At 54.1% G+C, this 13,407-nt stretch carries 11 protein-coding genes; 3 read left to right on the plus strand and 8 right to left on the minus strand.

The window, feature by feature from the left end; all coding sequences use genetic code 11:
* Positions 1–227 precede the first annotated feature (227 nt).
* From JT718_RS12075 to JT718_RS12095, 5 genes are read right to left on the minus strand one after another with little or no spacing between them, the layout of a single operon-like run.
* Positions 228–560, minus strand: a complete 333-nt coding sequence (locus JT718_RS12075; protein ID WP_205502951.1) for a hypothetical protein — start codon at positions 558–560, stop codon at positions 228–230.
* A complete protein-coding gene (locus JT718_RS12080; RefSeq protein ID WP_205502952.1) occupies positions 554–1,774 on the minus strand; it encodes a sensor histidine kinase in 1,221 nt (406 codons plus the stop codon). The genes JT718_RS12075 and JT718_RS12080 overlap by 7 nt, the downstream gene beginning before the upstream one ends.
* The gene (locus tag JT718_RS12085; RefSeq protein ID WP_205502953.1) at positions 1,764–2,336 is read right to left on the minus strand and encodes a chemotaxis protein CheB; all 573 of its coding nucleotides are present in this window, start codon (positions 2,334–2,336) and stop codon (positions 1,764–1,766) included. The genes JT718_RS12080 and JT718_RS12085 overlap by 11 nt, the downstream gene beginning before the upstream one ends.
* Positions 2,336–3,166 (minus strand): CheR family methyltransferase, encoded by an 831-nt coding sequence (locus JT718_RS12090; protein ID WP_205502954.1) that lies wholly within the window; start codon positions 3,164–3,166, stop codon positions 2,336–2,338. Before JT718_RS12090 ends, JT718_RS12085 begins: the two co-directional genes overlap by 1 nt.
* Positions 3,156–7,178, minus strand: coding sequence for a response regulator (locus tag JT718_RS12095; protein ID WP_205502955.1), 4,023 nt, complete (start codon positions 7,176–7,178; stop codon positions 3,156–3,158). The genes JT718_RS12090 and JT718_RS12095 overlap by 11 nt, the downstream gene beginning before the upstream one ends.
* A gap of 288 nt (positions 7,179–7,466) precedes the next feature.
* On the opposite strand from JT718_RS12095, the gene JT718_RS12100 reads away from it, so the two are divergent.
* Positions 7,467–8,495, plus strand: coding sequence for a DUF1259 domain-containing protein (locus tag JT718_RS12100; RefSeq protein ID WP_205502956.1), 1,029 nt, complete (start codon positions 7,467–7,469; stop codon positions 8,493–8,495).
* 177 nt (positions 8,496–8,672) lie between these two features.
* Here JT718_RS12100 and JT718_RS12105 read toward each other — a convergent pair whose 3' ends face one another.
* Both JT718_RS12105 and JT718_RS12110 read right to left on the minus strand, forming a co-directional pair.
* Positions 8,673–9,032, minus strand: coding sequence for an SRPBCC domain-containing protein (locus tag JT718_RS12105; protein ID WP_240337056.1), 360 nt, complete (start codon positions 9,030–9,032; stop codon positions 8,673–8,675).
* Between the two features lie 264 nt (positions 9,033–9,296).
* On the minus strand, positions 9,297–9,536 hold the full coding sequence (locus tag JT718_RS12110; protein WP_205502958.1) for a copper chaperone: 240 nt from the start codon (positions 9,534–9,536) through the stop codon (positions 9,297–9,299).
* Positions 9,537–9,971: 435 nt separating this feature from the next.
* Here JT718_RS12110 and JT718_RS12115 point away from each other — a divergent pair, with 435 nt between their 5' ends.
* On the plus strand, positions 9,972–10,172 hold the full coding sequence (locus JT718_RS12115; protein WP_205502959.1) for a hypothetical protein: 201 nt from the start codon (positions 9,972–9,974) through the stop codon (positions 10,170–10,172).
* 304 nt (positions 10,173–10,476) lie between these two features.
* Here JT718_RS12115 and JT718_RS12120 read toward each other — a convergent pair whose 3' ends face one another.
* Entirely contained in the window at positions 10,477–12,147 is a 1,671-nt protein-coding gene (locus JT718_RS12120) for a GMC oxidoreductase (RefSeq protein WP_205502960.1), read from the minus strand.
* Positions 12,148–12,719: 572 nt separating this feature from the next.
* On the opposite strand from JT718_RS12120, the gene JT718_RS12125 reads away from it, so the two are divergent.
* Positions 12,720–13,181 (plus strand): hypothetical protein, encoded by a 462-nt coding sequence (locus JT718_RS12125; protein ID WP_205502961.1) that lies wholly within the window; start codon positions 12,720–12,722, stop codon positions 13,179–13,181.
* Positions 13,182–13,407 lie beyond the last annotated feature (226 nt).

Here is a 13,407-nt window from a genome sequence, read left to right on the forward strand (position 1 = left end):
AACCAACAATCAGATGGTTCTTTGTTGCCTCCTTAAAGTGCGTACACAAGTGGCTCAAGGAGGAAAGGTAGGGGTATCTCTCTAGAGGTAATACGCTTTGGGCAGACCAGTTGGGTCTAATCTTACTGAGCCAGATCATTTTGGTAATGGAAATGGAAGCCTCTGGTGTGGCAATTGCCTGGGAGAGAGGAACTCTCTGTTCCTACAGGCTTGATTAGGCTCTGTCATCAGGCTAGAGGTGGGGCAGGCTGAAATTGGCTGCGGGTTTGGTTACGTCTCTGTTCCAACCAACACTTTCCTGAAAATACAGGAATGCTTGGGGTGTGACTGATTTCATCAGTTGATACAGGAACGTCAAGCTTAAGGCAGCCGCAGCTTGAGGCAATGCGTTGAAGTGCATGGTCTTCAATTCGCTTGATGTTAGGAAAGCGGTGCAGAACTGCACCTTCTTTAAGACCTAACTGAGGAGATGCAGCAACCTCAAAAAAACAGAGAGAAGGTTTGCGAAATCTCAGTTTAGCTGGCTTGCTGCCATCACCATCATAAGCTTGCTCTAGCATTTCCCATTGGGAGTTTCCTTCAGATACACATTGAAAACGGTGCCTTTGCCTACCTCACTCTCAAACTCAATTTTACCATCGCAGTTCTCCACTATCCTTTTTACAATGGCCATACCCACGCCTGTACCCTCCACGTGCAGGTGTACGCGTTGGAACATGCCAAAAACTTTCTCTTTGTCTTCATTCTTTAACCCGAGGCCATTGTCCTGCACAGATAGAAGCGTGTAAGAATCTACCTTGGTGGTAGTCACTCGTATTTCAGGCGCGCGTTCCGGTGATCGGTACTTGATGGAGTTGGAGACCAGGTTGTACAGAACGCTCCGCAGGTTTTTTCTGGAAAAGAAGATTTCCGGGGCCTGGGAGAAATCGGCGGTGATGGTGGCGTGGGCGCTTTCAATCAGGTCTTTGATGTGCACTTTTACATCGGTCAGGAGCTCGTCAAAGCGCACGGTGTTTTTGCCGGCCGCTTCATATTGCACCTTCGCGATTTCGGTTAAATCCTGTAAAGTAGCCTTAAAACGGTCCACGGAGTTGTTGATCATTTCCAGGATAGGCGCTACTTCCTCGCGGTTGATGGTGTCTTCCTGCAGTGTGTCCTGCAAGGCGGCCATAAGCCCTTCTATGTTGTGGATGGGGGCTCGCAGGTCATGGGAGGCGGTGTAGACAAAGTTATCTAAGTCTCTGTTTACCCGGGTTAACTCTTTGGTGCGTTCTTTCACCCGTTCTTCCAGTTCCTGGTTCATTTCCAGGGCCAATTTATTCGCTTTTTCCAGGTCTTTTCTTTGCAGGAAGAACTTGACAAAAGCCGATACTTTGGCCTTGGTGATGTACGGGTGCAGGGGCTTGAACAGGAAATCTACCGCGCCGGCCTCAAACCCTTCTATCACGTGGGTGTCCTGCTCGTCAATGGCGGTCACGAAGATGATGGGAATGTCCCTTGTTTTGGAGATATCGCGCAGGTAACGGGCCACCTCGTAGCCGTTCATGCCGGGCATCTGCACGTCCAGCAAGATGAGGGCCAGCTCTTCCTGCAGGGCTATTTTCAGGGCCTCTTCGCCAGACTCGGCAAAAAGGTAGGTAACCCCCTCCTCTTCCTTGTAAAGCAAGCTCTCCAGGCTGACCAGGTTCTCTGGTTTGTCATCTACCAAAAGAATCTTAACGGCTTGTACTTCGGGGGAAATCATGGGAGCGGTAAGGGATTGGTCAGTGGTCATGCAAAGAAAGTAAAAAAGCTTGGATACGCTCTGAATTCATTATCTGGCAACCTGGCACCAGGGCAATAGCGGCCAGGGGCATGGTGTCTACTTCGGCCTCTTGGGGGTCTTGCACAATAACCGTTCCGCCTCTTTCCGCAATGTACTTGAGGCCGGCGCTGCCGTCTTTGCTGGCGCCGCTCAGCAGAATGGCAACGGTATTGGACCCGAACGCATCTGCCGCGCTGGTAAACGTTACGTCAATGGCCGGACGCGAGTAGTTCTCCAGTTCTGAAACGTCCAGAGAGAACGTTTGGTCTTTTTCCAGCAGCACGTGGTAGTTAGACGGTGCCACGTACACGTAACCGGGCTTCAGTTGTTCCTTCTCTTCTACCTCGGTTACCTGCAGTGCCACCCGTTTCTCAAACACTATTTGCAAATTGCCGTCAAAGTGGCGGAGCCGGTGCAGCACCATTACTATAGGAATGCTGTAGGAAGCAGGCAACTGCTTGAGAATAGCCTGCGAGGCCTTGATGCCGCCCCAAGACCCTCCTATCACAATTACCTTTGCCTCTTTCTTCATCAAGTAGTTTTGCGGTAAATGCGGTTACTTTTATCCACGCAGGTGTAGTGGCCGTTGATCTGCGACATGGCCAGAGTTTCTTTCTTGCCCAAAGCCAGGTAGCCCAAACTCACCAGACTTTCGTCAAACAAACCGAAAACCCGCTCCTGCAAGGTCCGGTTGAAGTAGATGAGCACGTTTCTGCACAGGATCAAGTGAAACTCATTGAAAGAAGAATCGGTGGCCAGGTTGTGCGGGTAGAACACCACGTTCTTCACCAACGAAGCGTCAAACTTGGCGCTGCCGTAGCTGCTGGTATAGTAGCTGGAGAACTCGGTTTTGCCCCCGGCAGCGTAATACGCGGTGGTGTAAGCCGCCATGTTGGCCAGCGGGAAAATGCCTTCTTTGGCCTGTTTGAGCACTTTCTGGTTGATGTCTGTGGCGTAAATTTTGGTTCTTTCCAGTAGGCCTTCCTCTTTCAGGATGATGGCCAGGGAAAACAGTTCTTCGCCGGTAGAGCAGCCCGCGTCCCAGATCTTGATGAACGGGTAGGTAGACAGAATGGGCATCACGTTTTCGCGCAGCGCCAGAAAGAACGTCGGGTCCCGGAACATCTCCGTGACGTTCACGGTGATTTCCTGCAGGAAATTCTCAAAGAAGTAAGAATCCTGGAACAAGTTCTTGCGCAGTTCTTCTATAGACGCCAGGTTCTTGTTACCCAGAAACCGCCTGATCCTGCGGTACACCGAGGCCCGTGCATAGCCGCTGAAATCATACCCGTACTGGGCATGAATGTCCTGGATAAGCGTTTCTACCGCCTGCTCAAAAAGCGCATCGGCCTCAAGCTTCATACAGCCACACCCGCATTAAGGTCAATAATTTGTCGGTGTCTACGGGTTTGGCAATGTAGTCTGATGCCCCGGCGGCAATGCACTTCTCCTTGTCTTCTTTCATGGCCTTTGCGGTGAGCGTAATAATTGGCAATTGCTTCAAACGAGGATTTTCCCTAATTCGTTTTGTGGCCTCAATGCCGTCCATCTCGGGCATCATCACGTCCATGATCACCATATCAATGCCTTTCTCGGTGTCCAGTTTCTGGATGGCCTCCTTGCCGTTGTACGCCGTGACTACCTCCATGCCGTGCTGCTCCAGTAAGCTACTGAGCGAGTAGATGTTGCGCACATCGTCATCCACTACCAGCACTTTCTTGTCTTGCAGCACTTCTTTGGGCACGTGCAACTTCATCTTGAACTCGCTGCCCGACGGAAGTTTCTGGTTCACCTTGTGCAGGAACAATTGCACCTCATCCAAAAGCCGCAAATACGAGTACTCGTTTTTGATGATGATGGTATTGGCGAACTCCTTCAGGTCTGCTTCCTCTTCTTCGCTCAGGTCTTTGCCCGAGTAGATGATGATAGGAATATCCGTAAGGGCGGTCTGCGACTTGAGCTTCTTCATCCACTCATAACCTTTCATGCCGGGCAGGTTCAGGTCCAGGATAATGCAGTCTACTTTCTGCTTGGCCAGGATCTGCTCCGCCTCTTCGGCGGAAAACGCCGAGGTAGATTTCAGCCCGTGAGCCAACAGCAGCTCGGCCACCGCCTTGTTCTCTATCTCGTTGTCTTCCACAATCAGGATATTCTCCAGCGCCGTGCCCGACATTTCTGAGATAGACGAGAAAGCCTTGTTGAGCATTTCCAGCGTCACCGGCTTGGGCAGGTATTCTTCTTTGTGCCCGTGCTCATTGATCACCTCCTTGTCATACGCCGACATCACGTGCACATTGAGGTGACGCAGGTCGCGGTCTTCCCGCACTTTCCGGAGCACTTCCCAGCCGGTGATATCCGGCAGATGCACGTCTAAGAGCATAGCATCGGGTTTCTCCAGACGGGCCAGACGCAGCCCTTCCTGCCCGGTGAACGCCTGGTGTACCACAAATTTTTTGGCTCTAGCAAAATCAGCTAAAATATCGCTGAAGCCTTTGTCGTCTTCCACAATCAGCACCGAGATGTCTTTCTTGTCTTTCTGCTCCATTCGGTCCAGCACCTGGTGTGCGTTTTCGGCCTTGTTTGGCAAAACCGGGGCCGAAACGGTTTCTTTAACAGGCTGCGGTTGTTGCCTTTTGGTAACCGTAACCGGGTAGGCCGGCAGGTACAAGGTGAAGGTACTTCCCTGGCCCGGCTCGCTTTCCAGCATCAGTTCTCCGCCCAACAGAAAAGCCAACTCTTTGCTGATGGTGAGGCCCAGGCCCGTTCCGCCGTACTTGCGCGTAGTGGAAGTATCTGCCTGTTGAAACGCCTCAAACACCATTTCCTGCTTGTCCTTTGGAATACCAATGCCGGTATCGCGCACCGCGAAGGCAATGATCTCGGGCTGCTCACTCAGCTGCTCAGATCGGAACTTTGGTCGGTTGCTCACCGGATAGATGGAAAGCTCCACCTCGCCGCCTTCGCCGGTGAACTTGATGGCATTCCCGATGAAGTTCTTGAGGATCTGCTCCAACCGGAACCGGTCTGTGACAATGGCTTCCACACTTCCCGGCTTAATGTTCTCCCGGTAGGTGATCTGCTTTTTAGCGGCTACTTCCCGGAACATAGGCGCCAACGAAATGTCCTTGAGCTTGATCTCCTCGGTTTCCAGCTTAATCATGCCCGATTCAATCTTGGAGAGATCCAGAATCTCGTTGATCAATTTGAGCAGGTCTGACCCGGATTTGTGGATAATCTGGGCGTGGTCAATCTGCTTGGTGGAAAGCGTGTTTTCCACGTTATCGGCTAGCAGGCGGGAAAGGATCAGGATGCTGTTGAGCGGCGTGCGCAGCTCATGTGACATGTTGGCCAGGAAGTCGCTCTTGTACTTACTGACCGTTTCTACCTGCTTTATCTTCAGCTCAATGGCCTGGCGGGCGTCTTCCAGCGCCGTGTTCTTGGACTGGAGTGCCTCGTACTGTTCTTCCAGCAACTGGGCTTTTTCCTCCAGTTCGGCATTTTTCTCCTGCAGTTCTTCCTGATTTACGCGCAGCTCTTCCTCAGAGGCTTTCAGCTCGGCGTTGAGGTGGCGCAGCTCTTCCTGCTGGGTTTCCAGTTCCTCGGCCTGGTTCTGGGTCTCGTATAGGAGTTCCTGGGTGTGGAGGTGCGCTTTCAAAGTATGGATGATCACCGAAATCCGCTCCGAAACCGTATCAAACAGCTTCTGCTGCAACTCTCCATACGGCTGACGGGAACACAACTCCAAGGCACCCACTACGCTGGATGAGAAGTAAAGCGGCACAATAACGATGTTGGCGGGCTCCACTTCAGACAAGCCGGTCTTTATTTTCAGGTACTCCTCGGCTACGCCTTCCAGCAGTTTTACTTTGCGCTCCTGCACGGCCTGGCCTACCTTCCCGGTGCCAATCCCGAAGGCGGGCAGTTGCTCTTTGCTGTAGGCTACCCCGTGCGCAGCGGCGGGCTCCAGTTGGCCGCTGTCGTTGTGCAGGTACAGAATACCGGCCTCAGATTGGGTATAGTCGCAAAGGAAGGCAATGGCTTTCTCGGCCACGCCTTCCATGGTGGTTTCACCGCTTACCAGATTATTCAGCTCAGAAACGCCCGTGAGCACCCAGTTGCGGTTGGCGTTTTCGGTGGTGAAGGTCTGCAGGTTGTCCTTCATGTCTTTGATGGCGTGGCTCAGCACGTCTTCGTCGCTTTGCACGGCCACTTCCACCTCGTACTGGCCTTGCCCAATGGCTTTGGCTACCCGTGACAGCGCAATGTTTTTCTCCACCACTTCCCTGAAAGAACTGGCCACACTGCCAATCTCATCTTTGCTGTCAATGTCAATGACTACATCGGTGGCGCCCAGTTTGATGCGGTCGGCGGCAGTCTTTAAGGTGGAAAGCGACGCGGAGATCAGGTTGATGATGTAAAAGGAGAGAAGGGCCGTAAGGCCTAACACAATTGCCATGGCCACGGAGAGCCAGATCAGGAATTGTTGCTTGCGTTTAATTTCAGCGTTCACCTGGTTCCTGATCTGGCTGATCAGGCTTTCCTCTGCCTCGCGGTATTCGTTTATGCTTTTGGTGAAAACGTTGAAAACCACGGCGGTGCTATAGGGCGAAAGGTCCAACTGGGGGTTGGAGTCTATGGCCAGCAGGGTGGCGTCTACTTGCCTGTAGTTGCTGGAGGCGGTGATGCTCTGCACCTGGCTGGCCGACTCCTGGGTGGCGAACCTGTAGAAATTGTTGAGGGCCCGGTTGTACGAGTCAATCTGCGAATTGATCTGGGCGTAATCTTCGTAGGAAAAGCGCTTCTCCGGAATTACCTTCATCAAAAGGCTCCGTACTCTGCCCAGCTGAATCTTGGCCTCTGCCAGGTTTCTGAAGCTGATCAGCTGCCGGCTGATTTGTATGTTGCTGATGCCGGTGGCGTTGGCGTCTATCCTGTCCAGGAGTTTGAAGATCAGGTCTGTGGAGTACCGCCTGAACGCGAGCACGTCAAACTTATTCTGGTCAAAGTCATTCCTGAACTTCTTGAATTCGGCCATAAGGGCCATTTCTGGCAAAGAGCGGCCCGTGCTGGAGACATAGGCCTGTAATTCCCGCTCGGCTGCATCGGTCAGGCTTCGCTGGGCCCTAGCCTCCAGCAAAGCAGCCTGGTTGCCTTCAACAGCTGCCAGAATGCGTCCCCGTTCACGCTGGAACGCATGGACAAACCCTGATAGCTTCTCCGATTCCTCCAGTTGAATGGCCTCCTGCTTGAGGATATTGTTTTCATCCATTTCGGTGTTAATGGTAGAAACCACAAAATACAGGAGCGGAACCATCAACAGAGAAAGGACCAACAGCAGTTTGTCTCTTATTTTAAGGTTCTTCAGTAGCGTCATCTCGGGCCGGTATAAGTTGAGTAAGAATGAACAAGGCCGTAAATTATGAAATGCGCGGCACAATCACCTTTGTTTCTGGTCCGTTTAAACCCAGTGCTGTTTCCAGCCTCTTTCTATTAAACTCATCCAAAAACAGCTACTCATCAATTCAGGTAATGAAAGGATGGATGTTGCGGTAGAACTTCCTCAATTTCGTAAGTAACGTAAACGTATGGGCAATGCCCTCCACCATATGACCTGGGATGGCACAAGCGCATGCAAAGCTGAAAACTTAATTACCGTAGACATATGAGCAATAAGTCAGTTAGTCGCCGCCAAGCCCTGAAAGCTACGGCATTGGTGGGAGTAGCCTCTTTTTTAGGATTGCCGCAGTTAGAGGCTGCCAGGCAGAAGGGAAAAACGCCCCCGCTCACCCCAGAGGAGATTAAGGCCATAGAAGCGGCCATGGGCAAGAAAGGTACTTACAAGGAAGCCGAGGCAACCCACACCACCCCTCTGCCCCGCAACGATCTTAAGATAAAGGTGAAGGGAGAATCTGTTCCCATCGCGTTCGGGTTTGGGGGCTGGGTATCCATCAAAAAAACCGTGGACGGCAAGACGGCCATGCTCATGAGCGACACGGTGCTGCTCCAGGAAGAGGTGAACCCGCTTATCTCCGCCGCCCACGCCAACGGCTTGGAGATAGGGGCTATCCACAACCACTTCTTCTACGAGGAACCCCGCATTTTCTACATGCACCTGCACGGCATGGGCAGCCCAGCGGAATTGGCCAAGAAGTTTGCGGCCACCATCCGGCAGAGCAAGATCTCTCCCGCCAACCAGCCTGCTTCTCCCGCCCCGAACCCTGCTGCCCAGAGCGGCAACACCGCCCCCGGCACCGCCGCCCCGCCCACCGGAAAAGAGAACTTCAACCTCCCGGCGTTGGATGCCATTGTGAAGTACACCGGAACCGTGAACGGCCCAACCTATAAGTACACCATCGGGCGGGATGACCTGACCGTGATGGCCATGGGAACGGAGATGACGGCATCTATTGGGTTGAACTCCTGGGCTTCCTTTGCCGGCACGAAGGAGAAGGCCCACATTGCGGGCGACATCGCCATGCTGGAACCAGAGGTGAATCCCGTGATTGCAGCGCTACGCAAGAACGGGCTGGAGGTGGTGGCGCTGCATCACCACATGCTGGGGGACGACCCGCACATGATCTTTCTGCACTACTACGGCCAAGGGCCCGCCACTACGCTGGCCAAAGGCTTCCGGGCGGCCTTGGATGAGCTAGGGAAACACGGCAAGGAGATAAAGCATAAAAACCACTGACCAAGTCGTTCAAAAAACTTTTTCTTTGGCAGAACCTTAACCGCCATCTGGGCTTTGCGCACCGGCTAAACAGAGTTTTCTCTATCAGCCAGGATGCAAAGCCCAGATGAGTTGTTCAGCTTTTACTGCAGGTTAATTGGCTTCTACGTATGCTTTAAGGTTGTTCAGGATCATCTGCTAGCCTGTTCTCTGCATCTCTGCATCATGCTCCCCTTCGGCGTCAAAGGTGGTGGTTACTTTGGTGCTCCCGCCCAGGTCTTCAAACTCGTTGGTAGACTGTCTGCCGTCGGTCATGGTGTAAGTCAAACTCTTCTGGTCGATGACTTTGTCGTACACTGCCTCAAAGTCAAACCCAAAGTTTCCGTCCTTGGCTTCCATTTTGGCATAATACTTTCCGCCAACCCGCAGATCGTTTTCCGCTTTGGGGCATTGCCAGTCTTCTGTGGCAAAGTTCCAGTTGGTGATGTACTCAGGCTTGGTATAAAAGTCCCAAACTTTGTCGGTGCTTGCCGCTAAGGTGATACCTGAGGCGATCAAATCAGTTTGGGGTAGGAGACTGGCAACTGGCAACCTAGTATAATTCAAGCCCGGGGAAATCCCAGTCAGCGTAGCCATTTATGGCCTGTTTTGGCTTTTCAGCCACAGAACTAGGTCTTTTTGTTGGTTCCGGCAGGCCGTTCCCCAAAGGGAAGAAATCCTAGCCTGGACCGTGCCCCCAAGCTCGTAAGGCTGATGAATATGGCAGTAGGGAAGGGGGGCCATCTTTTAGGGCGGCCCTGCTGCGCAATGGATTTGTGGGGGCTATAACCCTTCTCCGCTCGTGCCCACCACCCGAACCATCTCAATCTCAAAGCCTGCTGCTTTAACGGCATCTTCAATCTTCTGCGGATTGGGATTCTGGCCAGACACGCTCAGGATGTGGTCGTCGGCATCGGGGTCTACTTGCCAATTGCTGATTTCTTCCTGCTGGTCTAACAACCGCGCCACGGCGGCAATGCCGTCCTGGTCTTGTATGTTGGTCTTGAATTTCAGGATTTTCATAGGCTGGTATTTTAGAGGGTGGTTGAGGTAGGTTATACCGTTCCGGGAGAAGGGTGGTTGCCCCGGGAGGCAAAGCGCCCGGGCTGCCTTCCAGGTTGGGCAGGTTGGCAGCAACGCTATCGCCCGGGCCTTTTACTCTTTTCAGGAAGGTACCGCTAACCGGCACCAACTCTTGGCCTCACAACCAGAAAAGGAAGACCACCCATGACATCCGCTCACCGTTTTTGGGCTGTTTTGCAGAAAAAGTACCGTAAACGGGGAAGGGCTATAGTGACGGAGCAAACCCGAAGATTGGACTGCGGTTTACCGCCAGCCGGTAGGCTTGTGTTGCGGGAAACGCGTGATTTTGCCAGTAAGTACTGTATTTGCCGGGCGGCGCAAACCATCCTGTTTGTCGCACGTACCCTTTTGGTGCCAGCGCTACGCACCAAGAGTATGAATGTAACGGATCACGTCACCAATGAACGGGCTATGCAGACAACCCCTGAGCCCTCTGCCCCACGAACGAGCAAATACCTGGTGGTAAAAGGGAATATCCTCCTTAAGGGGTTTTCCTCCTTTTATGAAGCCTACATGCACGCGCTCAACAAGTTCTGCTCAGAAGACTTTCTGGTCATGAAGGAAGATGAACTGTAACCTCCGCCCACCGGCCTCGTATCTTTCAAAGTACTCGTACATTTTCAGCAAATAAGGGCAGGTAACCTGGTGGCAAACCGGGTTGCCTGTTTTTGGCTGCCTGGCGGGTGCACCCTACCCGTACTCACGCATGAAGTCTTAAGGCGGTTGCTTGCTATCCGCTTGCGCTCTGGGAAAGCACTGCTTTGAGGCGATTTTCTATAAAACAGCAAAGAAACGGCTCCGCTCCCAGCGGGGTACCCGGCCGTAAAACAAAACAGGCAATGTGGGAGAACCTACATTGCCTGTTTTGTTTTGGGGAGGGCTACACCAGCGGCGGAACGACAAAGGCAGAGGCGGCGCCCGGCCTGGCCTGCGGGTGGGAAGAGCCCGCCGCCAGCTGCTGCTTCAGGTGGTCGGCAAGCCGGAGGGCCTGGGCCACCACCATAACGGTGGGGTTGGCGTGTGAGCTGGTGGCAAACGTGGAGGCGCCCGCCACGTACAGGTTGGCCAGGCCATGTACCCGGGCATTTCTGTCCACCACGCCGGTCTGGGGCGCATCAGACATTCTGGTGGTGCCCATCTGGTGCGCGTACGAATCGTAGTGGGCCAGCCTCAGTTTCAGGTAGGTCCTGAACCCTTCCTCGCTGTACAGAGCCTCGCCCAGGCCCTGCTGCCTAAACCGGCCAATGAACAGGTTGTGGGCCGTTACCAGGGACTCGGTGTCCTGCTCCCTGAATGCCAGGCGCACGTCTACCCGTGGCATGCCCAGCGCATCTTGCAGGGTGGGGGAGAGCAGGATTCTGCTGTCGCGGTTGGGCATTTGCTCGGCCTGGAAGAAAAGTCCCCAGTACCGGCTCTGCGCCGAAGGGAGGAGGGCGGGCAGACCCAACCGGTAAAGGCCGGTCCATTGGTGGGGCGGCAGGCCAGACCGTTGCGCCGCCTGCCGCAGCGTGGGGCGCATGCCGGTGAGGGAGGCCAGCTGCCTGGCGGCCCCGTACAGCGGCGTGAAGAGCGGATGCTGGATTTCGGCCAGGCCTTTGGGGTAGGAGAGGTAAAAGACCGTGTTCAGGGTTTGCTGCTCTTGCTGGGCCTGCTCGGGCATCCACCAGCGCCGGCGGCAGAAAACGCCCTCCTTGTCGCGCTCAAACCCAAAGATGACCTGCTCGCGCCGGGTAGGGTTAAGTTGGGCGTACGTGCCCGTGAGGTGCGTCATGTAATACCGGCCCACGTTGTCGTGCTGGTTGCCCAGGCCCGTGGGGAAGAACCGGTTGGAGGAGGCCAGCAGCAGCCGGGCGTTCTCAATTCCGCCGGCGGCCAGTACAAAATGCCCCGCCTCCACCCTGATGCGCTTGCCTTTCACTTCCACGGGCAGTGCTGAAACCAGGCCATCTGCCTGCGCCATCTCCAGCGGGAGCGCGTGGGCGTCTAGCAGCACGTGCACGTTGGGCGCTCTGTCCAGCGCCGTTTCATAGTCCCGCCCGAAGTGCACGGGCGGGCTCCAGCGCTCCAGGCAGGCAGAGGTGAACACGGGGGAGTCCAGCCCGGGAATGATCTCCTGCTGCCCCTGGGGGAACACATCCTGGGCCCAGAACGCAAAGCTCCCAATCTGGCAAAAGTCGCAGGCTTTCTGCAGGTAAGGCAAGATTTCCTGGTAGGTGAGGGGCCAGCCGCTGTTTTCTACCCAGGGGCGTACTTTAAAGTCGAGCGGGTCAAAGGGAACGCAGCGCCCCGCCCACACCGCCGACCCGCCCCCAAACTGACGCCGACGCAGCCGCTCAGGAGGCTCATGGGTGCCGGGGGGCGTAACGGTTCCTTTGTAGAGGTCCCGGTTGGCCTTGGTCTGCCGCCAGCCGCCGCCCGTGATGAGAATGATTTTTTTCTGGGTGGCCGCCAGGGTAAGCGCCAGAGAAATGGCCGCTGGGCCGCCACCAATAATGCAGAGATCGTACGAGAGCACTTGGCCCGCTGTGAGGCTTTCTTGCGAAATGAACATAGGCAACTCATTAGTAAGAGCCACTTCAGGGGCTAGCGGTCCTTGATCTTCCCTTAGCGCAGAGCTAAGGACGTATGCGGTAAATATAGGATTTAACCTTGTAAATACAAGAATTTCTGTGCGTTATCCTGCGTAAGCGCGTCCCTTTCCAGTACAATATGAAAAACAAGCTTTGGAGCACGGCCAAGTATAAACCCGTAGGGCAGGGCAGTCCAGTGCACACAAACAGGAGTAATGCCGGGTAGTGCGGGAGAAAATTGGGGTACAATGCAATCACAAGAACCTCCTGGCCGGTGGCTGCCTGCAATTGCACTGCTGGTTTGTAAATTTTGAGGGAAAGAGGACAAATGTCCAAAAGAAGGCTTGTCAAGATTTGCTGCGTAAGCGGTTGTTTATGAGCTGTTTTAAAGAAAACGGCCAGAAAACGGAGTAGCGGCACCCTGCAGGGCAATTTGGATATTTGCCCCGGTTTGAGTAAATAGGGCCATACTTCCTACAGCCGTAGTTCCAGTGGAAATTCCCCCGTTCCCCATATGGCTTACAGATCAACGCCCTACCCAAACCATAAGGCCATGACGCAGCAATTCTTCTTGAAAGGGCTTTCCCGGCCGGTGTTTGAAACCGAGTTTGTGTCTATTTTCCTGGACCAGAGCCTGAAGCTGCTGCTCTTGGTGTGGAAGCGCCAGATCACCCTGGCTGAGCGCAAGGAAGGTTTCCTGAAGGGCCTGGAACTGACCCGCCAGCACCGCCTCACCGCCTGGCTCATAGATGACCTGCAGCTCTCCATCATCACGCCCGAGGAGAAGGAGTGGGTGCTCACCCAATTTCAGGAAGAGGCCTCCCAGACAACCATTCAGAAACTGGCCGTGGTCACCCCAGATTTCTACCCCTCGCTGGTGGCCAACACAGAGTTCACCGAGAAGGGCAAGCAAGGGTACCAGGCCAAAGGCATAATCCAGCACGAGGTTTTCATTGACTACAGCAGCGCCCTCAGCTGGCTGCTGGCCCCAACCGAAGAAGCCCCCGACGCCTGATTTCCCCGTTCCGGGCGGACTTTTCTGGGCAGGCAGGCAAGCCGCTTTCCTCTTTGCGAATATTTTTAGCATATTTTCCTGTAAACAGACCAAAAACAGAGGTAAATTTGCCGCCCCGTTAGCAAAGCGGCGGCCTGGGCAAAAACCTCTTGCCGCCGGGGAGAGTAAGCAACGCGAAATAGCAAGGAAGAGTGGCTGGTACTGCACCCAAGGATTTTTTCAAACA

The sequence above is a fragment of the Rufibacter psychrotolerans genome (assembly GCF_016924645.1).
GTDB classification, from domain to species: Bacteria; Bacteroidota; Bacteroidia; order Cytophagales; family Hymenobacteraceae; genus Nibribacter; species Nibribacter psychrotolerans.

What these genes read in the sequence shown, in the direction of transcription:
- JT718_RS12080 (WP_205502952.1), bottom strand. Translation starts at nt 1,774, where the DNA reads ATGACCACTGACCAATCCCTTACCGCTCCCATGATTTCCCCCGAAGTA.
- JT718_RS12125 (WP_205502961.1), top strand. Translation starts at nt 12,720, where the DNA reads ATGACGCAGCAATTCTTCTTGAAAGGGCTTTCCCGGCCGGTGTTTGAA.
- JT718_RS12120 (WP_205502960.1), bottom strand. Translation starts at nt 12,147, where the DNA reads ATGTTCATTTCGCAAGAAAGCCTCACAGCGGGCCAAGTGCTCTCGTAC.
- JT718_RS12095 (WP_205502955.1), bottom strand. Translation starts at nt 7,178, where the DNA reads ATGACGCTACTGAAGAACCTTAAAATAAGAGACAAACTGCTGTTGGTC.
- JT718_RS12115 (WP_205502959.1), top strand. Translation starts at nt 9,972, where the DNA reads ATGAATGTAACGGATCACGTCACCAATGAACGGGCTATGCAGACAACC.
- JT718_RS12075 (WP_205502951.1), bottom strand. Translation starts at nt 560, where the DNA reads ATGCTAGAGCAAGCTTATGATGGTGATGGCAGCAAGCCAGCTAAACTG.
- JT718_RS12090 (WP_205502954.1), bottom strand. Translation starts at nt 3,166, where the DNA reads ATGAAGCTTGAGGCCGATGCGCTTTTTGAGCAGGCGGTAGAAACGCTT.
- JT718_RS12085 (WP_205502953.1), bottom strand. Translation starts at nt 2,336, where the DNA reads ATGAAGAAAGAGGCAAAGGTAATTGTGATAGGAGGGTCTTGGGGCGGC.
- JT718_RS12110 (WP_205502958.1), bottom strand. Translation starts at nt 9,536, where the DNA reads ATGAAAATCCTGAAATTCAAGACCAACATACAAGACCAGGACGGCATT.
- JT718_RS12100 (WP_205502956.1), top strand. Translation starts at nt 7,467, where the DNA reads ATGAGCAATAAGTCAGTTAGTCGCCGCCAAGCCCTGAAAGCTACGGCA.